At 73.7% G+C, this 25,411-nt stretch carries 25 protein-coding genes and 1 pseudogene; 12 read left to right on the top strand and 14 right to left on the bottom strand.

Translation table 11 applies throughout. The features are described from left to right. Nucleotides 1-27 precede the first annotated feature (27 nt). Nucleotides 28-915: an alkaline phosphatase family protein gene (locus ACIRRS_RS17165; protein ID WP_402971224.1), complete on the top strand. Its 888-nt coding sequence runs from the start codon at nucleotides 28-30 to the stop codon at nucleotides 913-915. Between the two features lie 86 nt (nucleotides 916-1,001). Further along, nucleotides 1,002-1,622, top strand: coding sequence for a hypothetical protein (locus tag ACIRRS_RS17160; RefSeq protein ID WP_402971221.1), 621 nt, complete (start codon nucleotides 1,002-1,004; stop codon nucleotides 1,620-1,622). Here the strand turns inward: ACIRRS_RS17160 and ACIRRS_RS17155 are convergent. The 3 genes from ACIRRS_RS17155 to ACIRRS_RS17145 all read right to left on the bottom strand — a co-directional run bounded on the left by ACIRRS_RS17155 (nucleotide 1,594) and on the right by ACIRRS_RS17145 (nucleotide 4,964). Further along, nucleotides 1,594-2,652 (bottom strand): TolB family protein, encoded by a 1,059-nt coding sequence (locus ACIRRS_RS17155; RefSeq protein ID WP_402971218.1) that lies wholly within the window; start codon nucleotides 2,650-2,652, stop codon nucleotides 1,594-1,596. The two genes, ACIRRS_RS17160 and ACIRRS_RS17155, sit on opposite strands and share 29 nt — an antisense overlap. 179 nt (nucleotides 2,653-2,831) lie before the next feature. Next, nucleotides 2,832-3,707: a chitosanase gene (locus ACIRRS_RS17150; protein ID WP_402971215.1), complete on the bottom strand. Its 876-nt coding sequence runs from the start codon at nucleotides 3,705-3,707 to the stop codon at nucleotides 2,832-2,834. 54 nt (nucleotides 3,708-3,761) lie between these two features. Continuing rightward, nucleotides 3,762-4,964: an alginate lyase family protein gene (locus tag ACIRRS_RS17145; RefSeq protein ID WP_402971213.1), complete on the bottom strand. Its 1,203-nt coding sequence runs from the start codon at nucleotides 4,962-4,964 to the stop codon at nucleotides 3,762-3,764. Between the two features lie 250 nt (nucleotides 4,965-5,214). Here ACIRRS_RS17145 and ACIRRS_RS17140 point away from each other — a divergent pair, with 250 nt between their 5' ends. Then, the gene (locus tag ACIRRS_RS17140) at nucleotides 5,215-5,352 is read left to right on the top strand and encodes a hypothetical protein (RefSeq protein ID WP_402971210.1); all 138 of its coding nucleotides are present in this window, start codon (nucleotides 5,215-5,217) and stop codon (nucleotides 5,350-5,352) included. A 76-nt stretch (nucleotides 5,353-5,428) separates the two neighbouring features. Here the strand turns inward: ACIRRS_RS17140 and ACIRRS_RS17135 are convergent, their stop codons facing one another. Together ACIRRS_RS17135 and ACIRRS_RS17130 are read right to left on the bottom strand one after the other, a co-directional pair. Further along, nucleotides 5,429-6,769, bottom strand: a complete 1,341-nt coding sequence (locus tag ACIRRS_RS17135; protein WP_402971207.1) for a DUF5685 family protein — start codon at nucleotides 6,767-6,769, stop codon at nucleotides 5,429-5,431. Between the two features lie 96 nt (nucleotides 6,770-6,865). Then, nucleotides 6,866-7,810, bottom strand: coding sequence for a LysR family transcriptional regulator (locus ACIRRS_RS17130; RefSeq protein ID WP_402971204.1), 945 nt, complete (start codon nucleotides 7,808-7,810; stop codon nucleotides 6,866-6,868). A gap of 71 nt (nucleotides 7,811-7,881) precedes the next feature. On the opposite strand from ACIRRS_RS17130, the gene ACIRRS_RS17125 reads away from it, so the two are divergent. The 3 genes from ACIRRS_RS17125 (at nucleotide 7,882) to ACIRRS_RS17115 (ending at nucleotide 10,975) form a co-directional block, all read left to right on the top strand. Then, nucleotides 7,882-8,868, top strand: a complete 987-nt coding sequence (locus tag ACIRRS_RS17125; RefSeq protein WP_402971201.1) for an SDR family NAD(P)-dependent oxidoreductase — start codon at nucleotides 7,882-7,884, stop codon at nucleotides 8,866-8,868. A gap of 62 nt (nucleotides 8,869-8,930) precedes the next feature. Then, on the top strand, nucleotides 8,931-9,494 hold the full coding sequence (locus ACIRRS_RS17120; RefSeq protein ID WP_402971198.1) for a helix-turn-helix domain-containing protein: 564 nt from the start codon (nucleotides 8,931-8,933) through the stop codon (nucleotides 9,492-9,494). Then, the gene (locus tag ACIRRS_RS17115; RefSeq protein WP_402971195.1) at nucleotides 9,491-10,975 is read left to right on the top strand and encodes an MFS transporter; all 1,485 of its coding nucleotides are present in this window, start codon (nucleotides 9,491-9,493) and stop codon (nucleotides 10,973-10,975) included. The genes ACIRRS_RS17120 and ACIRRS_RS17115 overlap by 4 nt, the downstream gene beginning before the upstream one ends. Nucleotides 10,976-11,986: 1,011 nt before the next feature. Here ACIRRS_RS17115 and ACIRRS_RS17110 read toward each other — a convergent pair. Beyond that, nucleotides 11,987-12,074 (bottom strand): annotated as a pseudogene (locus tag ACIRRS_RS17110) (IS5/IS1182 family transposase); the annotation flags it as partial. A 33-nt stretch (nucleotides 12,075-12,107) separates the two neighbouring features. Next, nucleotides 12,108-12,650, bottom strand: a complete 543-nt coding sequence (locus tag ACIRRS_RS17105) for a MarR family winged helix-turn-helix transcriptional regulator (protein ID WP_402971193.1) — start codon at nucleotides 12,648-12,650, stop codon at nucleotides 12,108-12,110. A gap of 64 nt (nucleotides 12,651-12,714) precedes the next feature. Here ACIRRS_RS17105 and ACIRRS_RS17100 point away from each other — a divergent pair, with 64 nt between their 5' ends. Together ACIRRS_RS17100 and ACIRRS_RS17095 are read left to right on the top strand one after the other, a co-directional pair. After that, nucleotides 12,715-13,431 carry an SDR family NAD(P)-dependent oxidoreductase gene (locus ACIRRS_RS17100; protein ID WP_402971191.1) on the top strand — a complete coding sequence of 239 codons (717 nt, stop codon included), beginning with the start codon at nucleotides 12,715-12,717 and terminating at the stop codon, nucleotides 13,429-13,431. A 103-nt stretch (nucleotides 13,432-13,534) separates the two neighbouring features. Further along, on the top strand, nucleotides 13,535-14,080 hold the full coding sequence (locus ACIRRS_RS17095; RefSeq protein WP_402971188.1) for an AAA family ATPase: 546 nt from the start codon (nucleotides 13,535-13,537) through the stop codon (nucleotides 14,078-14,080). A gap of 130 nt (nucleotides 14,081-14,210) precedes the next feature. Here ACIRRS_RS17095 and ACIRRS_RS17090 read toward each other — a convergent pair whose 3' ends face one another. Both ACIRRS_RS17090 and ACIRRS_RS17085 read right to left on the bottom strand, forming a co-directional pair. Next, nucleotides 14,211-15,605, bottom strand: coding sequence for a DUF2252 domain-containing protein (locus tag ACIRRS_RS17090; protein WP_402971185.1), 1,395 nt, complete (start codon nucleotides 15,603-15,605; stop codon nucleotides 14,211-14,213). Between the two features lie 158 nt (nucleotides 15,606-15,763). Beyond that, complete coding sequence (locus tag ACIRRS_RS17085) at nucleotides 15,764-16,546, bottom strand: SGNH/GDSL hydrolase family protein (RefSeq protein WP_402971182.1); 783 nt, start codon at nucleotides 16,544-16,546, stop codon at nucleotides 15,764-15,766. 164 nt (nucleotides 16,547-16,710) lie between these two features. On the opposite strand from ACIRRS_RS17085, the gene ACIRRS_RS17080 reads away from it, so the two are divergent. Further along, complete coding sequence (locus tag ACIRRS_RS17080) at nucleotides 16,711-17,625, top strand: 4Fe-4S domain-containing protein (protein ID WP_402971180.1); 915 nt, start codon at nucleotides 16,711-16,713, stop codon at nucleotides 17,623-17,625. A 169-nt stretch (nucleotides 17,626-17,794) separates the two neighbouring features. After that, complete coding sequence (gene ddaH / locus ACIRRS_RS17075) at nucleotides 17,795-18,619, top strand: dimethylargininase (protein WP_402971177.1); 825 nt, start codon at nucleotides 17,795-17,797, stop codon at nucleotides 18,617-18,619. On the opposite strand, the gene ACIRRS_RS17070 is transcribed toward ddaH, so the two are convergent. From ACIRRS_RS17070 to ACIRRS_RS17050, 5 genes are all read right to left on the bottom strand, one after another. Further along, entirely contained in the window at nucleotides 18,609-19,271 is a 663-nt protein-coding gene (locus ACIRRS_RS17070; protein WP_402971175.1) for a lactate utilization protein C, read from the bottom strand. The two genes, ddaH and ACIRRS_RS17070, sit on opposite strands and share 11 nt — an antisense overlap. Next, entirely contained in the window at nucleotides 19,268-20,686 is a 1,419-nt protein-coding gene (locus ACIRRS_RS17065; RefSeq protein WP_402971639.1) for a LutB/LldF family L-lactate oxidation iron-sulfur protein, read from the bottom strand. Before ACIRRS_RS17065 ends, ACIRRS_RS17070 begins: the two co-directional genes overlap by 4 nt. A gap of 20 nt (nucleotides 20,687-20,706) precedes the next feature. Continuing rightward, nucleotides 20,707-21,468, bottom strand: a complete 762-nt coding sequence (locus ACIRRS_RS17060) for a (Fe-S)-binding protein (RefSeq protein WP_402971172.1) — start codon at nucleotides 21,466-21,468, stop codon at nucleotides 20,707-20,709. Between the two features lie 86 nt (nucleotides 21,469-21,554). Next, nucleotides 21,555-22,733 carry a globin domain-containing protein gene (locus tag ACIRRS_RS17055; protein ID WP_402971169.1) on the bottom strand — a complete coding sequence of 393 codons (1,179 nt, stop codon included), beginning with the start codon at nucleotides 22,731-22,733 and terminating at the stop codon, nucleotides 21,555-21,557. Between the two features lie 80 nt (nucleotides 22,734-22,813). Then, nucleotides 22,814-23,257, bottom strand: coding sequence for an RrF2 family transcriptional regulator (locus ACIRRS_RS17050; RefSeq protein WP_402971166.1), 444 nt, complete (start codon nucleotides 23,255-23,257; stop codon nucleotides 22,814-22,816). Nucleotides 23,258-23,394: 137 nt separating this feature from the next. Between ACIRRS_RS17050 and ACIRRS_RS17045 the strand changes: the two genes are divergently transcribed. Continuing rightward, complete coding sequence (locus ACIRRS_RS17045) at nucleotides 23,395-24,081, top strand: transcriptional regulator (RefSeq protein ID WP_402971163.1); 687 nt, start codon at nucleotides 23,395-23,397, stop codon at nucleotides 24,079-24,081. Next, nucleotides 24,078-25,220, top strand: coding sequence for an aminotransferase class I/II-fold pyridoxal phosphate-dependent enzyme (locus ACIRRS_RS17040; RefSeq protein WP_402971160.1), 1,143 nt, complete (start codon nucleotides 24,078-24,080; stop codon nucleotides 25,218-25,220). Before ACIRRS_RS17045 ends, ACIRRS_RS17040 begins: the two co-directional genes overlap by 4 nt. The last annotated feature ends 191 nt before the right edge of the window (nucleotides 25,221-25,411 follow it).

The following is a 25,411-nucleotide window of genomic DNA, read 5'->3' as shown; positions in this document are numbered from 1 at the left end:
CCGCCCGTTCTCGACCCGAGGATCGACATGACTTCGACAGCGAAGCCCCGCTCCCGCCGCACCGCGACCGCGATCGGCTCCGCCGCCGCGCTGGTCGCCGCCTCCGCCGGCCTCTGGGCCGCGAGCGGCGCCGACGCCCAGGCGGCCGGCCTGCCCACGCCCGACCACATCGTGGTCGTGGTGATGGAGAACCACGCCTACAGCCAGGTCATCGGCAGCTCCAGCGCGCCGTACATCAACGGCACCCTGGTGGCCGGCGGCGCCAACCTCACCCAGTCCTACGCCATCACCCACCCCAGCCAGCCGAACTACTACGCGCTGTTCTCGGGCTCCACCCAGGGCATCACCGACGACAGCTGCGTGAGCGTCGGCGCCCTCCAGGCCGCCAACCTCGCCTCCGAGGTCACGGCCGCCGGCAAGACCTGGGGCAGCTACAACGAGTCCCTGCCCAGCCAGGGCAGCACGGTGTGCAGCAGCGGCAACTACGCGCAGAAGCACAACCCGTGGTTCGGCTTCGGCAACGTCCCGGTCAGCTCGGCGAAGACCTTCGCCCAGTTCCCGACGAACTACGCGACCCTGCCCAACGTCTCCTTCGTGGTGCCGAACCTGTGCAGCGACATGCACGACTGCTCGGTCTCCACCGGCGACACCTGGATCAAGAACAACCTGGGCGCGTACGCGAGTTGGGCGAAGGCCAACAACAGCCTGCTGATCGTCACCTTCGACGAGGACAACCGGCTCGCGGGCAACCGCATCCCGACCGTCGTCTACGGCGCCCACGTGACCCCGGGCAGCACCTCGGCCACCACCTACAACCACTACGACGTGCTGCGCACCCTGGAGGACCTCTCCGGGGCGAGCGGCCACGCCGGCAACGCGGCCACCGCGAAGGACGTCTCCGGCATCTGGAACTGACGCGCTCCCCGGCGGGCCGGCCGCGCTCCGGAGGCCGGCCCGCCGGGGCTCGACCCGCGCCGCGCCCGCCTGGTAAGGATGGGCGGGTGCGATTCGAACGTGTGCCGATGCCCGAGGCCGTGGCCGCCCGCCCCCGGGACGACCGGGGGTACCCCGTGCCGGCCATCACGCCCTGGCAGGACGGGCTGCCGCAGTTCGCGCTGACCGACCACGACCGCAGCGCGAACTGCGCGCTGGAGCGCCTGTGTTCGGTCTGCGGGGGCTTCATGCCGCGCGGCCCGGTGTGGCGGGTGGTGGGCGCCGACGAGAGCGGGGCCATCGCCGCCGCGCTCGCCGGGGGCCGCCCGTACCGCAATCTCGCGCCGACCCTGGAGGGCCCCGGGCACCGCGCCTGCATGCTGTACGCGGCGATGGTCTGCCCCTACCTGGCCCGCCCCAACGCCCGCCGCCGCACCGGCGGGCAGGGCCCGTCCGAGGCGCAGGGCCCGGCCACCGCTCTGACCGCCGCCGCCGTGCGCGGGGCGGTGCGCGGCGGTGAGGGCGCGGTGGTCGGGTTCGGCGACTACGAGTACGCCGTCACCGGGGCCCAGGTGCTGTTCCGCTTCCTCGACCTCGTCGAGTTCCTGCCGCACGAGTCGGCGGACGAGCAACTTCCCTTGCTACAGGCCGAGTTGGACTCTAGGGCCGGAAGGACGGCAGGCCCTTGACGGTCGACACCTGGACGGGCGCGGCCGAGCCGTCCGAGGGCAGCGTCGCGATGCCGTCCGGGGTGCGCACCGCGAGGGTCTTTCCGTCCGGGGACCAGACCGGCTCGGTGTAGTCGGTGGCGGCCTTCGGGGTCAGGTCCTTCTCGGACTTCGCGTCCAGGGTCGAGCGGCGGAACAGGTGGTCGTGGCCGTCGACCGAGCGCACGAAGACGACCTGCTCGCCGTCCGGGGAGATCGCGGGCTGCGAACCCTTGCCCATGCTGTGCGTGTTGGGGCGGATGTAGGTGTCGTAGACGAACACCTCGTTCGCCGGGCCGTTCGCGTACGCGATCTCGCCGCGCTGCCCGCCCGCGTTGGGCCAGCCGTTGCCGGCCTGCGGGGGCTGCGGCATGTTCTCGTTGCCGCCCTCGGAGTTGTGCGGGGCGAGCACCTCGGGGGTGCCTCCGACGGACTTGGCCGGGATCGTCTCCAGCTTGACCGCGCCGCCCTTCTCGGAGGCGAAGACGATGTTCTTGAACCGCTCGGTGGCGTTCGGCGAGGTGTCGGCGAGGTTGTCCCTGCCAGAGCGCTGCCAGGTGGGGTGGGACCAGGTCTCGCCGGCCGGGTGCTTGGCGACCACGGTCTTGCCGCCGCCGTCCGGGTTGGAGGTCACCAGGTCGCCGTCGCCGTTGACGAACACGGCCCTCTTGCCGTCCGGGGACCACTGGAGGTCGCGGACGGCGGTGCCGAAGTCGACGGTGGTGCCGTTCATCGCGACGGTGGTGCCGCCGGTGCTGATGGTGAGGTGGTTGGCCGCGGAGGTGCCGTTGACCACCTGGCCGGTGGGCCCGGGGGGAGTGGCCTTGCCGGTGCCGCCACCGCCCGTACCGCCGGAGCCGCCCGAGCCGCCCGAGCCGCCGGGAGCGGCGGTGGTGCCGCTGGTCGGGGCGGCGACGGGGTCGCTGTTGTCCGGGCCGCAGGCGCTGAGCAGGACGGCGCTGACGGTGGTCATCAGGGCGATCGCGGCGGCGGTGCCGAATCTGTTGCGCACGGACATTCCAGGTTCCCCCTCTGGTGCGAACTGCGTCGGGGAAGAGACTGGCAGAGCGAGGTCAGCGCACGGTCGGGGTCGCGTCACAGGGCTGGAACAGCACCCGGGCACGATCCTTCGCCGCGCCGCCGTACCGCCGTCGGGCGCCGGGGTGGCCGGTCCCGGCGCCCGACGGGTCGTCAGGCGATGGCGTACGAGCTGCCGAAGGCCGTCACGGTCAGCGGGCCGTCGAGGTCGTAGTTGCCGGTGGCGGCGATCCGGCGCAGGCACTCGACCCGGTCGACGGACTTTCGCCACTCCTCGGCGGTGGAGGAGTTGGCCGGGTTGGTCAGGTCGTCGACGCGGACGTCGAAGAAGGCGTCCAGCCAGGCCTTCTCACCGGCGGCGGACGGGGAGCCGACCTTGGCGGTGGTGCGGGAGACGAGCGCGGGCAGGGCGTCGTACTCGCTGCCGTTGCCGTGCTGGATGGACGCGTCGTAGAGCTCGGCGCGGGCGAGGGCGGTGGTCAGGCCGAGCCGGTCGGCCTGGTCCATGGCGGGGGAGAAGTAGCGCTGGTCGACCTGGTCGTCCTGGACCTGCCGGAAGGCCGGGTCCTGGGCGGCCTGCTGCCAGGCGGCGATGTAGTCGGCCTCGGGCAGGCCGCTGGTGTCGCCGCTGCCGGCGGCGGCCAGGCGCTCCAACTCGGGGATGAAGCGGGCCAGCGGGTTGTCGGGGGAGACGGCGGTGTAGGCGCGGACGACCTTGAGGGCGTCGCCGTCGTTGGTGGTGAAGCCGGCGCGGCCGGCGGTGACGCCGCGTCCGTCGTTGATGTTCTCGGCGTAGGCGTACTGGATGACGGTGGTGCTGTTCTCGAAGACGCTGATCAGCTGATCGGCCCGGCGGCGCTGGTCGGGGCTCAGGCCGCCGGCCCGCACCTGGGAGGTGGCGGTGACGGTCGCCGCCTTGGCCGGGGCGTCGGGGGCGGCCTCGGCGGCGGTGCAGGCCCAGGTGGAGGCGGCGGTGAGGGCGACGGCCGCGACGGCGGTGGCGGCGCGGTGGGAACGGGTGATGCGCATGGGGGGCTCCTGTCGTGTGCGTGTGCGTGTGAGGGGGTGGGGGGTGGGGGGTGACTACGGCGCCTGGGTGTGGGTGAGGGTCTCCCAGCCGATGAAGTAGTTCGCGCCGAACGGGCTGTGCGCGGCCACGTACTGCTCGGTCTGCGGCATCGGGAGGCCCTCGCGCAGGTGGTACTCGTTGTACGCGAGCTGTACGGCCGGGCCGAGGCCGGTGGAGACCTCGCCGCCACAGAGCCAGTCCGGCACGGCGGCGCCGTTGTCGTACGCGGTGTGGAACTCCAGGGCCTTGACCAGCCGTTCGCGGCCCTCGCCCCACAGGTCCAGGCCCTGGAGCCGGGCCGTTTCGGCCGTCTGGGCGGCGGCCTCCAGGCCCCAGCCGGTGTGGCCGAAGTCGCGGCAGGTCTCCTGGGCGAGGCCGTCCGCGAAGGTGGACTGGCCGTTCCAGTACGTGGTGAGCGCCGCCTCGCCCTCGATCCCGGAGTTCGGCGGGGGCACCGGGAGGTCGCCGTCGGAGGCGAGGTAGACGTACGCGGGCAGGCGGCCGCGCCACAGCTCGGCGGCCCGGTCGAAGAGGGCGCGGTCGTCGAGGAAGACGGCGATGCCCATCAGGGCGTCGGTCTCGATCAGCTCCCAGTTGCCGTTCTTGCGCGGACTGCCGGGGGTGAGCAGCGGCACGTACGCGGTGCGCAGCATGGCCGAGAACCGCTCGACGGAGGCGGCCGGCCAGCCCGCGCCCGAGTGGCGGACCAGTTCGGCGGCGCGGGCCCAGTTGTTGCCCGACCAGCCGGTCTGGAGCGGGGCGTTGGTGTTGGTGTGGCGCTGGATGACGGCCGACCAGGCGTCCATGATCTCGATCGCCTTGTCGGCGTGGCGCTGGTCGCGGGTGAGGACCCACTGCAGGGCGTGGGCGTACGCGGCCATGGAGTCGTCGCGCTCGTCGGAGCAGCCGTTGTTGGGGTGGGAGCTGGAGCCGCACTCGACCTCGGCGCGGGGGCGGGGCTGCCAGTCGAGGGCGGCGTACTTGCTTGTCCGGAGGTCGGCGAAGGCGGACTTCCAGGGTTCGGCTCCTGCGTCCAACTTCGCTTTGACGAAGTCGAGTTGGCTGCTTCCGACCAGCACGCCGGGGTGCTGGAAGGCGGCCGCGGGGGCGGGCGGGGCCGGCGGGGCGGTGGCCCCGGCTGCTCCGGCGGCCGTGGGTGGGAGGAGGGCGGCGAGGGCGGCTGCGGTGATCAGCGCCCTGGTGATGCTACGACCCATGGGGGGTGTTGTCCTCTCGACGGGGAGGGGAGCGGTGGGGGAGGTCGCGCTTCGGGTTCTTGTTAGGAAAGCTTCCTAACAAGAAGGCATTGAAGCACCGATGGCCGGGAGTCGTCGAGGTGTCGGGGTGCCCGTTTTAGCGGCTGTCGGATTGCTCCGTATGTCGGATTTATCGGGAAATCGTGAGGATTGCGTGGCGTTCGGAGCGGTGTTTATCGGCCGTTGATCGCCGCGCCCTAGCGTCGGGGTCATGAACGAGACAGTGGCCGAGGGGCCCGCGCCCGAGGGGCGGATGACGGAGCAGGACACCGAGCGGTTCCGGCTGCTGCTGACCCGGCTGGAGGAGTCGCTGGCGGCCGACCGCGCGGCAGCCGCGCTGGAGGGCTGAGTGGGGACGACGAAGGCCCGGGGTGCGCGATGGCACCCCGGGCCTTGTTGTCCGGGAGTTGACGATTCGTCAGCTGTCAGCAGCTGCAGTCGCAGCAGCACCCGTCGCAGCAGTCGCAACCCTGGCAGCAGTCACAGTCGCAGCACTGGCAGCAGTCGCAGGCGTCGCAGCAGTCGTGCCGCTCGCAGAAGCCCTTGCGGGGCTCGCGGGTGAACGGGTCGTTGTGCTCGCAGCAGAGCAGCTGGCAGGTGCAGGCCATCAGCGCCCACATCGCGCAGCCTGCGAGCAGGTTGCGCGGCGGCGGCTTCTGGCCGCCGGGCGGGGTGAATCCGGGGCCCATCGGCACCCACGGCGGCGGGGCCTGGTTCGGGTCCTGGCCCGGCGGCGTCCGGTACGGGTTCTGGCCGGGCGGCACCGGGTTCGGCGGGCCGTACGGGCTCGGCGGCGGGGGCGGGCCGTACGGGCTCGCGGCGGTCGGGGTCACCGGTGCCACCGGGGAGGCCGGGGCGTCGCCGTGGGTGCCCTCGTGCTTGTGCGTGCGGCAGGCGGCGCCGTGCGCGGGCCTGCCGAAGACCCGCTCGACGGCCCGCTCGGTCTCGTGCGCCAGCAGCACGTGCACCAGCTGCCTGTCGGTCAGCTCGACCTCGCCCAGCGCGAGCCGGATGCCGTGGACGGCGTCCCGGCAGAGGCGTTCGGCCTCGGCGCGGTCGGTGCCCGTGGCGGTCAGCGGGTTCCAGGCGCCGCTCGCCGCGTCCTCGGCCTGGTCCTCGGCGGCGTCCAGCAGGTGCGCGAGGCGGCCGAAGAGGCGCCCGGCCTCGGCGAGCGGGGCCGCGTTGCCCGGGCGTCCGGCGATGACCGCGGTGTGCTCGAAGGCGGCGGCGGTGGCCGTCTCGGTCGGCTCCGTGACCAGCAGTACCGAGTCGCCTGGGCGCATCGAGCGCTCCAACTCGCCCTGCCGGGAGGCGGCTTCGAGCAGCACCCCGGTGTCGAAGCCGACGACGGACGCGCTGCCCGCGCTGCGCCGGTCCCAGCGCCGGGTGACGGCGCGGGCCCCCGCCGCGACCGGCCGGCGGGCGAACACGCCGTCCCCGTCCTCGACATGGTCACGGATCTTCACCGAGGCGAGGGTGAGCGAGACGGCGGCGGCGAGCCTGGCCCCCTCGCCCTTGGCGACCGAGGCCGTGCGCATGCCGCGAAGCGGGCAGGGCCCGGCCGTGCGCCGCCAGGAGGAGTCCTCGCGGGCGGCCTGCGCCTCGACCAGGACGGAGATGATCAGACCGTCGTAGTTGGTCGCCGTGCGCGCGAGCTGGCCGTGGTCGTCGCGCAGCGCGAGGCAGAGGCCGCACAGGTGCGCCATCCAGGAGGCCTGGAGCCGTTCGGACAGGCGGTGCCTGCACGGTCTGATGATGCCGAACACGGAAGTCCCCCTCGCTGCGGGCCGCTGACCGGCCACGATGTCCGGGACATCATATGATCGACGGCGCTGGCGGTCCGAGGCTTCGTACGGCGGATCTCACCCCTCCCCGGAGGTGCCACCCTCCACCGACGGCAACTCCACCGCCACCGCCCGCAGCGCCGCCTCCACCCGCTCGATCGCCTGCCCCACGGTGTGCGGCAGCCGCGCCACCGACAGTCGCCGCAGCTCCTGCGGCCCCCCGCGCACCGGCAGCACGCGCACCCCCGGCGGTACGGCGGGCGCCAGCAGCGCCGGAACGGTCGTCAGCCCGAAGCCCGCGGCCACCAGGTGGAGCTTGGCCAGCCAGTCCCGGACGGACAGCACGATCTCCGGCCGCTCGTCCAACCCCGGCCACACGCCCATCAGTTGGTCCTCGCCCACGGACGGCGCCGCGATCCACCGCTGCCCGCGCAGGTCCGCCACGTCCACGTAGTCGGCGCGGGCCAGCGGATGCCCCGCCGGCACCGCCAGGCAGAGCGAACGCTCGCTCAGGGTGCGCAGCCGCAGCGGCGGTGGCTCGTCGTCCAGCGGCCGGTACGGCGGCGCGGAGGCGAGCAGCGCGAGGTCCAGGCTGCCCGCCCGCAGCGCGCGCACCAGCGTCGGGGTGGTGCCCTCGCGCCCGACCACCAGCAGCTCCGGATCGGTGCGCCGCAGCCGCGCCAGTGCGCGCGGCAGCAGCACGGCACCCGCGACCGGCACCCAGCCCAGCCTCACCGTCCCCGGTTGGCCCGGCAGTTGGGACAGCTCCCGGGCCGTCGCCTCGATCTCGCCGAGCACGGCCGTGGCCCGCCGCAGCACGATCCGCCCGGCGGCCGTCAGCCGTACGCCGTCGCGCCGGCGCTCCAACAGCTCGGCCCCCGCCGCCCGTTCGATCGAGGCGATCTGCCGGGAGACGGCGGACTGGGTGTAGCCGAGGGTGAGGGCGGCCGAGGTGAACGTCCCCTGCTCGGCGACGGCGCGGAAGACCCGCAGGGCGGTGAGTGACACATCGGTGAAGTCCATGACGATCACGCATACTACCCGTGCGCAGCTTTCGTTGGACGCATGCTCCCGGGGCTCCTAGCGTTGCGGGCATGGACATCGAACACACCGCAACCACTGCGGACTTCAACGCCGGCACCGCCCCCCGGACCGCCCCCCGGACCGCCCCCCGCACCGCCCCCCGCACCGCCCCCCGCACCGCTCGTACGGCGCTCGTCACCGGCGCCAACCAGGGCCTCGGCCTCGCCCTGGTGGAAGGCCTCGCCGCCCGCTTCGAGCCCGAGGACCTCGTCCTGCTCACCGGCCGCGACGAGGGCCGCGTCGCCCGCGCCGCCGCCGAGGTCGCCGCCCTGCCCGGCACCCGCGCCCGGGTCGAGGGGCGCGTCCTGGACGTCACCGACACCGCCGCCATCGCCGCCCTCGCCGAGGAACTGCGCCGCAGCCGCGGCGGCGTCGACACCGTGATCTCCAACGCCGTCGCCCGCGTGCTGCCCACCGAGTCGCAGGGCCCGCGCGTCGACGAGTTCATCGACGTCTCCAACACCGCCACCCACGCCGTGCTGCGCTCCTTCCTGCCCGTGCTGCGCCCCGGCGGCCGGCTGCTGGTGGTCGCCAGCACGCTGGGCACCCTCGGGTACCTGGATCCGAAGCTGCACCCGCTGTTCGACGGCGCGACCCTCGACCAGGTCGAGTACGCCGTCGAGTCCTGGCGCCGCGCCCACCACAACGGCACGGCGCAGGAGGCGGGTTGGCCGCTCTGGCTGAACGTGCCCTCCAAGGTGGCGCAGGTCGCCGCCGTCCGCGCCGTCGCCGCCGAGCGCCGCGAGCGCGACCTCGCCGAGGGCACCCTGATCGCCTCCGTCTGCCCCGGCATGGTCGACACCGCGACCTCCCGTCCCTGGTTCAGCGACTTCAGCCAGGCGCAGACGCCCGCCACGGCGGCGAAGGCCGTGCTCGACCTCGTCACGGCCGAGGGCGTGGACCCGGAGCTGTACGGGGAGTTGGTGCGCTTCGGTGAGGCCCTGCCCTGGTACGACGGCGCCCCGCTGGCGGAGCAGGACGCCCTGATCATCCCGTGACCGGGCGCCTCGTCCCGTGACCGTGAACCGCTGATTCCCAGATCCGGGATAGCATCCCGCACATGGGAATCGACACGGCCGCCGACGAGCGGCTGGCACAACGCCTCGCCGAACTGCGCATCGAACGCGGCTGGACACTGGAGGAGTTGGCGCGGCAGGCGGACGTCAGCCGCTCCACCCTCTCCCGCGTCGAACGGGCCGAGGTCAGCCCCACCGCCGCGCTCCTCGGTCGTCTCTGCGGGGTGTACGGGCGCACCATGTCCCGCCTCCTCGCCGAGGTCGAGGCCGGGCCCGTCCCGCTCGTACGGGCCGAGGAGCAGCAGGTCTGGCGGGACGGGACGACGGGCTTCGTCCGCCGTTCCGTCTCGCCGCCGCACGGCTCCCTGCACGCCGAGATCATCGAAGGCCGCCTGCCCGCCGGCGCCGACATCGCCTACGACCGCCCCTGCCTTCCCGGCCGCGAGCACCACCTCTGGCTGTTCGAGGGCGCGCTGGAGCTCACCCTCGACGGCGAGGCCCACCGCCTCGCCCCCGGCGACTGCCTGCGCTACACCTCCACCACCTGCCGCTTCCGCAGCCTCGGCCCCGGCGAGGCCCGCTACGCGCTCGTGGTGGTCGAACCGTGAGCCGGGCCGTGAGCCGGGCCGCGAGCGCGGCCGACGGCAAGCAGCGCTTCGACGCCGCCGGGCGACGCGTCCTGCTCGTCTGCGTCGCGGGCGGGTTCACCACCCTGCTCGACCAGTCCGTCCTCAACACCGCCGTCCCCGCCCTGCGCGAGAGCCTCCACGCCCAGCCCGCCCACCTCCAGTGGATCGTCGCCGGGTACTCCCTCGCCTTCGGCCTCGCCCTCATACCCGGCGGGCGGCTCGGCGACGTCAAGGGCCGCAAGTGGTTCTTCGTCTCCGGGCTCGCCCTGTTCACCCTCGTCAGCCTCGTCTCCGCCACCGCCACCGCCCCCACCGTGCTGATCGCCGCCCGGCTCCTCCAGGGCGCCGGCGCCGGCCTCGTCAACTCCCAGATGATCGGCACCCTCCAGGACGTCTTCGACGGCCAACTGCGCGCCCGCGCCCTCGGCATGTACGCCGTCACCGGCGGCCTCGCCTTCGCCCTCGGCCCGCCCATCGGCGGCGCGGTGATCGCCCTCGCCGGGCCCGAACTCGGCTGGCGGCTCACCTTCCTCCTCAACCTCCCCTTCGGCCTGGCCACCCTCGCCCTCGCCGTCCGCCACCTGCCCAGGCCCCGCCCCTCCGCCCGCCACGCCGACCTCGACGTCCTCGGCCTGCTGCTGGTCGCCGCGCTCACCCTCGCCCTCATGCTGCCCTTCGTCCAACCACCCGGCTGGCTCGGGTGGTTGGGCTTCGCCTCACTGGCCCTGGCCCTGCTCGCCACCCTCGCCTGGTGGCAGCGCCGCTACGCCCGCGCCGGCGGCCACCCCCTGATCCACCCGGCGCTCACCCGCTCCGCCCCGTACGCCCTCGGCACGGCCACCGCCATGCTGCAGTTCGGCTCCTCGCTCGCCGCCTCCCTCGTCCTCACGATGTTCCTCCAGGACGGCCTCGGCCTCTCCCCGATGGGCGCCGCCCTCGTCGCCCTCCCCTCCGCCGTCGCCATGGGCACCGCCTCCGCCCTCGCCTGGCGGGTCGTCCAGCGCTTCGGCCGCCGCACCATCACCTACGGCATGACCGGCTCCGCCCTCGCCGTCGCCACCAGCGGCCTCCTCGCCCACTGGGCGCCCACCACCGCCCTGCCCTGGCTCCTCGCCCTCCTCCAACTCCTCGGCGGCGCCTCCGCCGGCGTCATGGTCTCCACCAACCAGGCCCACGTCCTGCGCCACGCCCCCGCCGAAGCCGCCGGCGTCAGCGGCGCCATCCTGCAGATGACCCAGCGCATCGCCGCCGCCGTCGCCGTCTCCGCCCTCTCCGGCGTCTACCTCCGCCACACCGCCACCGGCGGCGACCACCGCACCGCCTACCTCGCCACCAGCCTCACCTGCGCGGCCCTCGCCACCCTGGCCGCCCTCACCTCCCACCTCACCCCCACCACTCCCGCCCAACACGCCCCCACCCCGTCCCCCCACCCCACCCCAACCCGCACCCCCGCCCCCTGACCCCACTCCCCGCCCGGACGGCCCTGCTCGTGGGCCGTCCCCCTCACGGAGCCGAGGCAGCCGGGCTCCTGGTCGGCTCGTGCGGCGCCTCGCCCGCACGAGCCGCCCCCGCCGAGGCCCGCCCGCGCGAGCAGGGACCCCTGCGAGCTGGGGCCTTCGGCCCCCCCGACCCTGCCCGCGCGGCCCCGCCGAGGCCTTCGCTCCGCTCAGCCCCTCAGGCGGCCCCCGTTGTTGGCGGCTCCCCATCGATTGAGGGCGCTGGGGTTTCGGTCGGCTTGAGTAGCCTGCCCGCCCGCATGAGCCGCCCCTGCGGAGGCCTTCGCCCGGCTCGGCCTGCTCTACCAGCCCCCGCCGTATGTGCACGGGCTCCGCCCTGGCCGCCCCGGGGTCCTTCGCCTGTCCCGGCCTTTCCCCATCCGCCCTTGCCCCCAGCCCGTAGGCCGTAGGCCGTCCTCTTCGCGGATTGGGGGCGCCGGGATTCTGGTGGCTCGTGCGGCTTCCCGTCCGCACGAGCCGCCCCCGCCGAGGCCTCCGCTCGGCCTGCCTCACCAGCGCCTGTCGTCCTGCTTGCCGCACGCGCACGGCCCCCGGTCTGCTCACCGCCCGTGCGAGCAGATCCCTCCCGCCTCCGCGAGCCGGGGTCTTCGCCTATCTCGGCCGCCCTTGCCTCCGGCCCCGCTACCAGGCCCGTGCGGCCCCGCCGAGGCCTTCGCTCCGCTCGGCAGCTCAGGCGGCCCTGGTTGGGGGCCGTGCTCCTCGCGGAGTTGAGGTCGCCGGGCTCCTGGTCGGCTCGCGCGGCTTCCTGCCCGCACGAGCCGACCCTCGCCATGGCCTTCGCTTCGCTCGGTCTGCCCCACCAACTGTTGGCTTCCTGGCTGCCGTATGCGGTGTCGGGGCCTTCGAGGAGCTGACACAAGGCTCGGGCGTCGGCAGGTGATCATGCGGCAGGCCAGTTCGAGGAAGGCCTCGCGGATGTCCCAGGGGCCCGCAGGCCCCGTAAGCCGTGGATTCGGGCGTTCGTTCGCTCGACCACCCGCCGCACGGCTCCGAGTCCGGAGCCGTGCGGCACGCCTCGACGGGCGATGACCGGCTCGATGCCGAGCTTCTACAGCAGTTGGCGGGGCCGAGGGGCTCAGCCTTCCTCGGGGGTCGTGCGTCGTCGGACGTCGGCCATCAGTTTGTGCAGTGTCGCGATGAGCGCGGTGCGTTCGTGGTCCGACAGGCAACTGACGAGCGCGGCTTCCCGGCCGAGCACGGTGTCGACGGATCGCTCGATGAGCGCGTGGCCTTCGGCCGTGAGTTCCACCAGGACTGCTCGGCGGCCGGTGCCTGCCGGTGTTCGTTCGACGAGGCCGTCGCGTTCGGCTCGGGCGACGCGTTGTGAGATCGCGCCGGCGGTGACCAGCGTCCGTCGGGCGATCTCGCGGGTGCTGAGGGTGTAGGGCGGGCCTGAGCGGCGGATCACGGAGAGCAGGTCGAGGGTGGCCGCGTCGATCCCCGCCTCTCGCAGGGCCCGGCTTCGGTCGTCGGTGAAGAGCTTGGCCAGCCACCAGATGGGGGTGACGATCTCGATCGATTCGGTCGGGGTGCCCGGTCGCTCCCGTCGCCAGGCCGCGGCGATCTCGGTGGCGGAAGGGGCGGGCACTGAGTCCCCTGCGGCGGCGTCGTCGGCCACGATGTGATTCCTTGTCGATCCCAGCTATGTTTAGGCCTAAACGTATCAGTGGGCAGGAGGATCCATGACCCGCATCGTGGTCATCACCGGAGGGACCAGCGGCATCGGCCGTGCCGTCGCCCAAAGGTTCGCCGCCGACAAGGCAGAGGTCTTCATCACCGGACGTCATGCTGAAACCGTCGAGCTGACCGCCGAGGAGCTGGGGGTGCACGGCGTCGTCTGTGATGCGACCGACCCGGGGCAGGTCGCATCGCTTGCCGCCCGCCTCGGGGAGCTGGACGTCCTGGTCAACGCCGCCGGTGGCCTGCCCGAGGGGACAGCGGGCGATGGAGCGCCTCTGGACGCGCTGCTCGCCCAGTGGCAGGCCAACCTCGCGCAGAACCTGCTCACCGCGGTGCTGACCACGGCCGCGGTCCAGGACAAACTCACCAGTGACAGCTCCGTCATCAGCATCGGATCGATCGGCGCCGAGCGCCGTGGCGGCTCCTACGGCGCGGCCAAGGCCGCCCTGGCCGCGTGGAACGCCTCGCTGTCCGCGGAGCTCGCTCCCAGGGGAGTGACCTGCAACGTCATCTCCGCGGGCTACATCGCGGACACCAACTTCTTCCGCGGCCGGCTGAGCGACGAACGCCATCGTGCGCTGGTGGAGGAGACGCACAACAAGCGGCCGGGCGCGGTCGGCGACATCGCTCAGACCGTCTGCTTCCTCGCGTCCCCGGGCGCCCGGCACATCACCGGACAGACCATCCATGTCAACGGAGGCGCCTTCACCACGCGGTAGCGCCTTCGGCCCCGGAGCGACTGACGGGACGGCACGTACGACATCACCATCCGACGGAAGTGGACCGGGCAGTGTCCCCGTCCGAGACATTCGGGGCGTACTGATGAAGCGCTACATCCTGACCGGCACCCCTGGAGCGGGGAAGACGACGATCCTGCGCCGACTGGAGCACGACGGCTACACCGTCGTCGAGGAAGCGGCGACAGACGTCATCGCCCTGCATCAGGCCCGAGGCGAACCCGCGCCCTGGACGAAACCGTCCTTCCTGGACGCGATCACCGACCTGCAGCGCCGACGGCAGGAGCAGGCCGCGTCCCGCTCGGACACCGTGCAGATCTACGATCGGTCACCGGTCTGCACCTACGCCCTGGCCACCTATCTCGGACATCCGGTCACGTCGGGCCTGGCCCGCGAGCTGGAACGCGTCCGGGCCGGGCACATCTACGAGAAGAAGGTCCTCTTCGTCCAGAACCTCGGGTTCGTCACTCCGACCGACGCGCGGCTGATCACCTTCGAGGAGTCACTGCGATTCGAGCAGGTCCACCGGGACGCCTACACCTCACTCGGCTACGAGTGCGTGTTCATCGCCCCGGGTCCGCTGCCGGATCGGGTGGCAGCGGTCAAGAGGCAGCTCGAAGCAGCGCCGTGAACCACCGGTCACATGGGAGTCACTCGTTCAGCGGTTCCCAGCCCAGCCCAGCCCTGTCCGTCCAACGGTGCTCAGCCCCCTGCGCAGGAAGTCGGCGAGGCCGACTTCCTGCGCAGGGGGGGCGGTGCGGCTACACGCCCGGGTCGGCGGGGAGGCGGCCGGTGCGGATGGCGGTGAGGAGGGTGGCGTGGTCGGCTTCGGTGCGGTCGGCGTAGCTGGTGGCGAAGGTGGCGATGGCGGTGTCGAGGGCGTCGCTCTTGCCGCAGTAGCCGGAGAGGAGGCCCGGGTCGGCGGTGTGGGCGTGGGCGCGGGCGAGGAGGGCGCCGGTGATGCGGGCGTAGTCGTCGAGTTGGCCGGGGAGGAGGGCGGCCGGGTCGACGCTGCCCTTGCGGTTGCGGAACTGGCGGACCTGGTAGGGGAGTCCGTCGACGGTGGTCCAGCCGAGGAGGGTGTCGCTGACGACCTGCATGTGCTTCTGGCCGAGGACCACCCGCCGCCCTTCGTGCTCCAGCGGCTGCGCGCCGCCGCGCCCGGGCAGGTACGGGAGGAGGGCGGAGGGCCGGGCCTCCTTGACCTGGAGGACGAGCGGCTGGTCGCGGTGGTCGGTCAGCAGCACGACGTACGAGCGGGTGCCGACGCTGCCGGTGCCGACGACGCGGAAGGCGACGTCCTCCACCCGGTGGCGGGCGAGCAGCGTCCGCACCTCGGCGGGGACGGTCGCCACGTACGGGCCGAGGGAGTCCGCGACGGCCCGGGCGGTGGCCCCGGTGACCTCGGTGAGGACCGGCGGGGCCGCCGTGAAGCGCCAACCGCCCTCCGCCGTACGGGTGGTGCTGCGGGCGGCGAAGCGGGCGCTGGTGTTGTTGAGGGCCTTGGCGCCGACCTTCTCCAGGACCTCGGCCAGGTCGTGCGCCTCGGTGAAGGAGACCAACTGCTCGTCCGCGACGGCGTTCCACGCGTCGAGCGCGGGCAGCCGGGCGAGCGTGCGCAGGGTGCGGCGGTAGGAGCCGGCCGTGTGGGCGGCGGCGTCGCGGGCGACGGCCTCGCCCGCGCCGGTCTCGCGGGCGGCGAGGACGATGCTGGCGGCCAGCCGCTTGAGGTCCCACTCCCAGGGGCCGGGTACGGTCTCGTCGAAGTCGTTGATGTCCATGACGAGTTGGCCGCGCGCGTCGCCGTACAGGCCGAAGTTGGCGGCGTGCGCGTCTCCGCACAGCTGGGCCGTCACGCCGGTGACGGGGGTGCCCGCGAGGTCGGCGGCCATCAGGCCGGCCGAGCCGCGCAGGAAGGCGAACGGTGAGGCCGCCATCCGCCCGACCCGGATCGGCACCAGGGAGGCGATCCGGCCCGCGTTGGAGGACTCCAGCGCCTCGATGGCGGTCGGGCGGCCGGGGGCGGGCGCGAACTCGGCGTGCCGCTCGCGCGGCACCCGTTCGCGCAGCGCCTTCCCGCGCTCGCGCGCCCGACCGTCCCGCTCCGTCGCGAATCCCGTGACCGCGAACTCCCGCCGCGCCGCGTCTGTTGCCACTGCTCCCCGCCCGTCCGTTCTGTTCGACTGTCACCCGTGACCTGCACGGATGACTCACGGGGGGAGTGACGTCCGGGGCGGCGCGGTGGTTCCTGAGGATGTCGGAGGACGATCGGGCAAAGAGTCGCAGGACAGTCGGGCAGTGAAATGACGGACCGTCAGAGCGGAAGCAGCTCCGGCCGCTTGGCCTCGACGTGGTCGCCCGAGGATTCGCCGCGCAGCCGCCGCCCGACCCAGGGGATCAGGTGCTCCCGCGCCCAGTGGAGGTTCTCCCGCCGCTGGTCCGCGGGCGAGAGCGGGCGCAGGGCCGGCCAGGGCGCCTCCGGGTCCTGCGCGGTGCGCAGGCCGAGTGAGCGCGCGGCCAGCAGGGCGACGCGCTGGTGGCCCTCGGGGGAGAGGTGCAGCCGGTCCTCGCTCCAGGCGCGGCGGTCCTGCACGGCGCGCAGCGACCAGAGGTCGGCCACCTTGCAGTCGTTGCGGTCGGCGACGGCCCGCATGTGCCCGTTGTACGTGGCGATCTTGCCGCGCAGGTGCTTGAGCAGCGTCATCTCGCGGGTGTCGAAGCCGGTGCAGATCAGCACCGTCCCGGCGTTGGCGGCGAGTTGGGCGACGGCGGCCTCGAAGCGCTCGGCCACCTCGTCCGGGTCGCTGCCGGGCCGCAGGATGTCGTTGCCGCCCGCGCAGAAGGTGACCAGGTCGGGCTGGAGGCGCTTGACCTGCGGCACCTGCTCGGCGGTGATCTGGTCCAGCAGTCGGCCGCGCACGGCCAGGTTGGCGTAGCGGAACCCGCCGTGGGGGCGGCCCTGGGCGAGCAGCCCGGCGAGCCGGTCGGCCCAGCCGGCGAAGGCGCCGTCCGCGCCGGGGTCGTTCAGTCCTTCGGTGAAGCTGTCCCCGAGGGCTGCGTACGAACTGAGGTCAAGGGTCTCCTGGAGGTTCGGCATGACGTAGATAGTTCACCTTCTCAAGTGACCTACGCCACCGTAGGTGGCCCTGGCAGAGCGTGAGATGGACCACGTACCCTCGGCGGCCGGTTCCGCGCCCCTCCGTCTCCCGAGTCCGTCTCCTGAGTCTCTCCCGCATCCGTCCTTCGAAGGAGCACCGCCGCATGGCCCTCACGCCTTTCCCCGGCACGCCCGGACACTGGTCCGTCGACGAGCGCTGCATGAACTGCGACGCCGCCCGGCAGTTCGCCCCCGGCCTGATCGAGGAGCGCGCCGGACGCTCCGCAGTCGTGCGCCCGCCGAAGGGCGAGGCGGAGGAGCGGAGCCTGCTCGCCGCCGCCCACGCCTGCCCGACCCGCTCGATCCGGCCCGCCGCGGGCGCGCTCACCCCGGAGAACGACCCGTTCCCGCTCGCGCTCTCCCACGACGGCGGCGAGGCCGACGGGGACGTCCTGCTGCTCGGCCACAACTCCCGGCAGACGGCGGGCGCCAGCGCCTACCTGTGTCGCCGTCCCGACGGCTGGCTGATGATCGACACGCCCCGCTACTCCGAGCGCCTCGCCGCCCGCTACGAGGCCCTCGGACCCGTCACCGACGTCCTGCTCACCCACCGCGACCACGCCGCCCACGGCCGCGAGTACGCCGACCGGCTCGGCGCCCGCCTCACCGTCCACGAGGGCGACCTCGACGCCGCCCCCGACGCCGACCGGGTGCTGCGCGGCACCGACCCGGTCGACCTCGCCCCCGGTGTCGTCGCCCACCCCTTCCCCGGCCACACCCGCGGCAGCGTGCTGTACGTCCTCGACGAGCGGCACTGCTTCAGCGGCGACAGCCTCTACTGGTCCCGGACCACCGGGGACGTGGAGGTGCACGAGTCCATCACCTGGTACTCGATCGAGGAGCAGGCCGCCTCCCTGGCCCGCAGCCTGGGCCGGCTGCGCTTCGAGTGGCTGCTGCCCGGCCACGGCGACCGCCGGTGGATGCCCGCCGAGGAGGTGCAGCGGCGGCTGCACGCGCTGGCGCTGCGGTGCCGGGCGCTGCGGCCCGCCCCGGTGGACTTCACGGCCGTCCGCTGGTGAGCGCCCCAGGGCGTGCGCCGGTGCCCGCGCCGGGTGCGCGGGGGTCTGCGCCCGGCGGGGAAGGCGGCGCGGGTGTGCGACCGGCGGCCTCGGGGCAGCCGCCCCTGGAACGCCCGCCACCGCGGACCGACACTGCGAACTCCCCTCCAAGCAAGGACGGTTGAGGACCATGCCCCGCCAGACCCCGGAGCGCACCGCCACTTTGCGGCGCTACCTGATGTGCCGGCCGACGCACTTCACCGTGGACTACGCGATCAACCCCTGGATGGACCCGACCCAGCCCACCGACACCGCGCTCGCCCTGCGCCAGTGGGAGCGCCTCCACCGCACCTACCGCGGCCTCGGCCACACCGTGGAGCTGATCGAGCCCGTCCCGGGCCTGCCCGACATGGTGTACGCCGCCAACGGCGCCACCGTCCTCGGCGGCCGGGCGCTGGTCGCCAGCTTCCGCTACCCCGAGCGCGCCCCCGAGTCCGACGCCTACCAGGCCTGGTTCCGCGCCCACGGCTACCGCGAGGTGCACCGCGCCGCCCACGTCAACGAGGGCGAGGGCGACCACCTGGTGGTCGGCGGCCGCGTCCTCGCCGGTACGGGCTTTCGCACCTCGCGCGCCGCCCACGCCGAGACGGCCCGCCTCCTCGGCGCCCCCGTCGTCACCCTCACCCTGGTCGACCCGCGCTTCTACCACCTGGACACCGCCCTCGCGGTGCTCGCCGACGACCACGTCATGTACCACCCGGAGGCCTTCGACGCCGACAGCCGGCGCGTGCTGCGCACCCTCTTCCCGGACGCGATCCTCGCGGACCGGGCGGACGCGGAGGTCTTCGGCCTCAACGCCGTCTCGGACGGCCGTCGGGTGCTGCTGCCCGAGTCGGCGAAGCACCTGGCCGGCCGGCTGGCCGAGCACGGCTACGAGCCCGTCCCGGTGGACGTCTCCGAGCTGCTGAAGGGCGGCGGCGGGGCGAAGTGCTGCACCCTCGAACTCAGGCCCTGACGGAAGGAGTTACCAGCAGAACCTCCAGGGTGCGAGGCCCGTGCACCCCCTCCACCCGGTCCAGTTCGATGTCGCTGGTCGCGGACGGCCCGGAGATCCAGGTCTGCGGGCGGCGCGGGTCCAGGCGCGGGAGGGCGAGCGGTACGGAGGCGACCACCTGCTCCGGCGCCCGGACGACGCAGAGGTGGTGGTCGGGCACGAGCGTGAGCAGGCGCCGGCCCTGCCCGGGGCCGGCGTCCAGCACGATCGTCCCGGTCTCGGCGACGGCCAGCGCGCAGCCCGTCAGCACGCTGTCCACCGCGTCCAGCCGGGCGGCGGTCAACGTGCCGTCGTCCGGCAGGAGTTGGACGTCGGTCCCCGCGAGCCAGGCGGGCGGCAGCCCGGGTGGCACCGCGAGTGTCCGGCTGCCCCGGGCCGCCAGCAACCCGGCGATCCGGCCCGGCAGTTCGGCCTCCGTGCAGCGGTGGACCAGCGCCCGGTAGTCGGCCAGGTTGCGGTGCAGCAGGTCGAGCAGTGCCGCAGGGTCGTCGGCCGGAGCGTGGGAGGCCAGGTAGTCGCGTACGGGCTCGGGCGCCTCCGGCGCGCCGTCCAGCGCGGCGCGGATGCGGCCGAGGATCAACTCCCGTGCGTTGGAACGTGCTTCGGGGCTCATGGGCGGTTCCTCCGCCACCAGTCGCGGAACGGTTCGGCGGGCACCTCGGGCAGGTCCCGGCTGTCGGTCCAGGCCCGCCCGGGCCCGGGCAGCCGGCGCGGGTGCAGCGCCCGGGTGCGCCCGGCGAGGCGTTCGGCGGCGGCGAGCACGGCCGGGTGGTCCAGGACGTACCCGGCGGCGCCCATCGCGGCCCGCTCCAGCCGGTGCCCGTGTCCGCCCTGCTCGGCGACCTTCTCGCGCAGGTGCACCAGCACCTCCGGGATGTCGATCGCCACCGGGCACACCTCGTAGCAGGCCCCGCACAGCGAGGAGGCGTACGGCAGCGAGGCGTCCACCGGGCTCGCCGTGCCGCGCAGTTGGGGCGTGAGGACGGCGCCGATCGGGCCGGGGTAGACGGAGCCGTACGCGTGCCCGCCGGCCCGCTCGTACACCGGGCAGACGTTCAGGCAGGCCGAGCAGCGGATGCAGCGCAGCGTCTGCCGCCCGACCTCGTCGGCGAGGATGCCGGTGCGGCCGTTGTCGAGCAGGACGAGGTGGAACTCGGAGGGCCCGTCGCCCTCGCTGACGCCCGTCCACAGCGAGGTGTAGGGGTTCATCCGCTCGGCGGTGGAGGAGCGGGGCAGCAGTTGGAGGAAGACCTCCAGGTCCCGCCAGGTCGGCACGACCTTCTCGATGCCGACCACCGAGATCAGGGTGCGCGGAAGCGTCAGGCACATCCGGCCGTTGCCCTCGGACTCGACGACCACCAGCGTCCCGGTCTCGGCGACCATGAAGTTGGCGCCGGAGACCGCGACCCGGGCCCGCAGGAACTTCTCCCGCAGGTGCAGCCGCGCGGCCTCGGCGAGTTCGGCGGGGGAGTCGGTGAGCCCCTCGGGCGCGGGGCGGCCCCAGGCGGCCATCCGCTCGGCGAAGATCTCCCGGATCTCGCCCCGGTTGCGATGGATCGCGGGGACGAGGATGTGCGAGGGCCGGTCCTCGCCCAACTGCACGATCAGCTCGGCGAGATCGGTCTCGTACGCGGTGATCCCCTCGGCGGCGAGCGCCTCGTTGAGCCCGATCTCCTGCGTGGCCATGGACTTGACCTTGACGACCTCCCCTTCTCCGGTGGTCCGGACGAGGTCGGCGACGATCCGGTTGGCCTCCTCGGCGTCCGCCGCCCAGTGCACGGTGCCGCCGGCGGCGGTGACGGCCTCCTCCAACTGCACCAGGTAGCGGTCGAGGTGGCGCAGGGTGTGGTCCTTGATCGCCGTTCCGGCGGCCCGCAGCCGTTCCCAGTCCTCGAGTTCGGCCACCGCGCGGGCCCGCTTGTCCCGGATGGTGTGGGTCGCCCGGCGCAGGTTGGCGCGCAGCCGCTCGTCCCGTACGGCCCGGGCGGCGGCCTGCGGGAAGGCGGGCATGCCGAGGAAGGTGGGCATGCCGAGGAAGGTGGCGTCCGTCACGCGGGCCTCCAGGGGTGCTGCTCGGTGGCGGCCAGGATCTCGGCGAGGTGCAGCGGCCGCAGCGGCGCCCCCGTGCGGCGCAGCATCCCGCCGAGGTGCAGCAGGCAGGAGTTGTCGGCCCCGCAGAGGACCTGGGCGCCGGTGCCGAGGGCGGCGGCGAGCTTGTCCTCGCCCATGGCGGCGGAGACGGCGGCGTTCTTGACGGCGAAGGTGCCGCCGAAGCCGCAGCACTCCTCGGCGCCGGGCAGCTCCACCAGCTCCAGGTCCTTGACGGCGCGCAGCAGCCGGAGCGGCCGGTCGCCCAGGCCGAGCATCCGCAGGCCGTGGCAGGAGGGGTGGTAGGTGACGGTGTGCGGGAAGTACGCGCCGACGTCCTCGACGCCCAGCACGTCGGTGAGGAACTCCGTGAGCTCGATCACCCGGGGCGCCAAGTCAGCGGCGGAGTCGGCGAGTTCGCGGCCGCGCCCCTCGGCGGCGGCGCGGGCTCCGACGCGCGGGTAGGTGTCGCGGACCATCGCCACGCAGGAGCCCGAGGGCGTCACCACGTGGTCGTACCCGGCGAAGGCCCGCGCCGTGCGCCGCAGCAGGGGCTCGCAGGCGCGCCGGTAGCCGGTGTTGTACTGCGGCTGCCCGCAGCAGCTCTGCTCGGGAGGGAAGTCCACCGCCACGCCGAGCCGTTCCAGCAGCCGGACGGTGGCCACCGCCGTCCCCGGGAACAGTGCGTCGTTGACGCACGTGGCGAACAGTGCGACGCGCAACTCCCCGTCCCCTCCACTCGATCCGCCGTCGGCCCGCTCGCGTGATCGTAGCGAGCGGACCGGCGCCGGTGGGGGATCTTCGGGCCTCATACCAGCCAGAGGTCGGGGCCGAACACCTCGTAGTGGATGTCGGCGGCCCGCACGCCGGCGGCGAGGAGCTGCTCGCGCACGGACTTGAGGAAGGGCAGCGGCCCGCACAGGTAGGCGGTCGTGCCGGCCGGGACCTCGATGGTGGACAGGTCGACCAGGCCGGTGCGCTCGGCGGGCCACTCGCCCAGCGGCCGCTCGTAGAAGACGTGCGCCACGGCGTCCGGCAGCTTGGCGGTCAGCTGCTCCAGGTCGGCGCGGAAGGCGTGGGAGAGCTGGTCGCGGTCGCCGTGCACGGAGACGATCCGGCGGGTGGAGCCGGCCGTGGCGAGGTGGTCGAGCATCGCCGTCATCGGGGTGTTGCCGATCCCGGCGGAGGCGAGGAGCACCGGGCCGTCGCCCTCGGCGAGGGAGACGTCGCCCAGCGGCGGGGCGAGTTCGACGGTGTCGCCGGTGCGCAGGTGGTCGTGCAGGTGGCCGGAGACCTCGCCGCCGGGCTCGCGCTTGACGCTGAACCGCAGGGCGCCGTCCGCGCCGCCCGAGAGGCTGTACTGGCGGATCTGGTGGGCGCCGTCGGCGAGTTCGACGCGCACCGAGACGTACTGGCCGGGGCGAGAGGCGGGCAGCGGGCCGCCGTCGGCCGGGCGGACGACGAAGGTGGTGACGGCCTCGGTCTCCTGGTACCGGGTGACGACGGTGTACGGGCGCCACAGGCCGGCCGGGTCGCCGCCGGCGGCCGCCTCCGCGCGCAGCCGGCCCTCGACGGCGATCAGCGCGTTCGCCATCAGCCAGTAGACCTCGTCCCAGGCGGCGGCGACCTCGGGGGTGACGGCCTCGCCGAGCACCTCGACGATCGCGGCGAACAGGTGCTCGTGGACGATCGCGTACTGGGCGTCGGTGATGCCGACCGAGACGTGCTTGTGGGCGATGCGGGCGAGCATCGCGTCCGGCCGCTGGTCGGGGTGGGCGATCAGGGCGGTGGCGAAGGCGGCTATCGAGCCGGCCAGGGCCTCGCGCTGGGTGCCGTTGGCCTGGTTGCCCCGGTTGAACAGGTCGCGCAGCAGCGCGGGGTGCGCGGCGAACAGCCGGTCGTAGAAGCGCGGGGTGATGTCACCGATCGCGGCGCCCACGACGGGCAGGGTGGCCTCGATGACCTCGGCGGACTTCGCGGACAGCATCAGTCGGGCTCCTTACTGGTATCTCAGATTCGTATTAAAGGCTGTGGAGGATGACGGGCCTCACTCGGGAAGTGGTGGGGTCAGTCGGCGGGGCGCGAGGTCAGGCTCAGTAGCACCGGGCCGGTGGGCGGGGCCACCAGGTCCTCGACGCTGAGCGGGTCGAGCGAGGCGAAGAACGCCTCCTGCGCGCCCCGGAGCACTCCGCGCAGACGGCAGGCCGCCCGCAGCGGGCACGGCGGGTCGTCCTCGCAGCCGACCACGTCGCCGACGCCCTCCAGCTCGCGCAGCAGCAGCCCCAGCGAGCCGGTGCGGCCCGCGAAGGTGAGCATCAGCCCGCCGCCGCGACCGCGCCGGGCCTCCACCACCCCGAGGTGCTGCAGTCGGCTGACCACCTTCGCCGCGTGGGTGTACGGCACGCCGACGGACTCGGCCACCTCGCGGGTGGTCGGGTTGTCGCCCTCGCTCAGGACGGCCAGTCGCATGGCGATCCGCAGGGCGATGTCGGTGCTCTTGGTCAGCCTCACGCTCGGAACGCTATACGAATGCGACTCGGCAACTCCAATTTCCTGCACGCCCCGCCGCACCCCGGTCGGAAGCGGTCCGGATCGGACATCGTGTCCGAACTGGACGGAACGTCCGAGTCGGACGTACAGTCCGAACCATGACCGACGCCCCCGCCGACACCCCTGCCGACGCCCGCCTCCCGGAGGACCCGCGCGTTCGCGCCTGGGCCCCGGTCGCCCAGGCCGTCGCCCTGCTGCTCGGCCCGTACGCCGAGGTCGTCCTGCACGACGCCGTCGCCGACCGGGTCCTCGCCGTCTGGAACCCGATGACGGCGCGCGGCCCGGGGGACCAGTCGCTCCTCGGGGAACTGGACGGGATCGACCCCGCCGCCCCCGACGTCTACGGCCCGTACCAGAAGCTCCTGCCCGACGGACGCAGGCTCTCCTCCGTCAGCGCCGTGCTGCGCGACGCGGACGGCCGGGCCTCGGCGGTGCTCTGCGTCAACCTCGACCGGGGCCCGCTGGAGCAGGCCGCCGCCCTGCTCGCCGGGTTCGCCGCGCCCACCGCCCCGCGCCCCGAGCCGCTCTTCGAACGGGACTGGACGGAGCGGATGAACGAGGTGATCGGCGGTCACGTCCGCGCCCACGGCCGCCCGTTGGAGCGCTTCACCCGCGAGGACCGGCTCGCCGTACTGCGCGAACTCGACCGCTCCGGCGTGCTGGCCCTGCGCCGGGCCGCCCCCGCCGTCGCCACCGCCCTGCGGATCTCCCGCTCCACCGTCTACGCCCTGATCGCGGAGCTCAAGTCCGCCCCCACGCCCACCCCCGCACCCGAGAGCGAGTGACCACGACCATGGCCCAGCTGCCCGACTTCCGGCTCGAAACCTACTTCTCCCGCTGGGAGTTCACCGCCCGCCACCACCTCGCCGCCTCCGACGCCCAGACCATGACCATGGCCGAAATCCTCGCCCTGGCCGGCCCCGAGGACCGCGAGGCCTGGGACACCCTCGCCCTCGGCTACACCGAGACCTTCGGTGACCCGGGGCTGCGCCGGGCCATCGCCGGAATGTACGACCGCGTCGAGGCGGACGACGTGCTCTGCTTCGGCGGGGCCCAGGAGGCCATCAACCTCGCCATGCAGGTCCTGCTCGGGCCGGGCGACCACGCCGTGGTGGTGACCCCCTGTTACCAGTCCGCCGAGACGATCCCGCTCTCCCTCTGCGAGGTCACCGGTGTCGCGCTGGACGAGCACGAGGACTGGGCGCTCGACCTCGACGCGGTGGAGGCCGCGCTGCGCCCGAACACCAGGGTGGTCTCCGTCAACTTCCCGAACAACCCCACCGGGAAGGTCATCCCGGCCGCCGACTTCGCCAGGCTGGTCGAGCTGTGCGAGGAGCGCGGCATCCGGCTGTTCTCGGACGAGGTCTACCGGGGCCTGGAGGCCGACCCGGCCCGCACCCTGCCGCAGGCCGCCGACCTCTCGCAGAGCGCGCTCTCCCTCAACGTCGTCTCCAAGTCGCTCGGCCTGGCCGGGCTGCGGATCGGCTGGATCGCCTGCCGGGACCGGGAGTTGCGCTCCCGGCTGGAGCGGGCCAAGCACTACACCACCATCTGCAACTCGGCGCCCAGCGAGATCCTGGCGCGGATCGCCGTCACGGCGAGGGAGTCGATCCTGGCCCGCAACCGGGCGATCATCGCGGAGAACACCCCGCGCTTCGACGCCTTCTTCGCGGAGTTCGGCGACCTCTTCGAGTGGCGCGCCCCGGACGGCGGCTGCGCGGCCTTCCCGCGCTACCTCGGGGCGGACGGCGTGGAGGCGTTCTGCGCGGGCCTGGTCGAGGAGGCGGGCGTGCTCCTGCTGCCCGCGAGCGCCTACCGCTCCGAGCTGACGCCCACCCCGACCGACCGGTTCCGCCTCGGCATCGGCCGCCGCGACCCCGGCCCGGCGCTGGAGGCCTTCGGGGACTGGCTGCGCAAGCGCTGACCGGGTAAGAAATCTGCCCGAGGCAGAAGGCAGGCATGGGAAGAAAGCTGACCAGGTAAGGAAAGCTTCCCAGGTAAAGAAACGGGGTGGGGGGGGCCCCCCCGCGCGGGGGGCCGGCCCCCCCGCCGGGGGGGGCCCCGGGGCCCCCCCCCCCCGCCGGCCCCCCCCCCCCCCCCCCCCCCGCGGCCGCC

It is taken from the genome of Kitasatospora sp. NPDC101183, assembly GCF_044767945.1.
Taxonomy (GTDB): Bacteria; Actinomycetota; Actinomycetes; order Streptomycetales; family Streptomycetaceae; genus Kitasatospora.
Note: the sequence above shows the minus strand (reverse complement) of the source record. Positions and strands in the feature narration are given on the sequence as shown.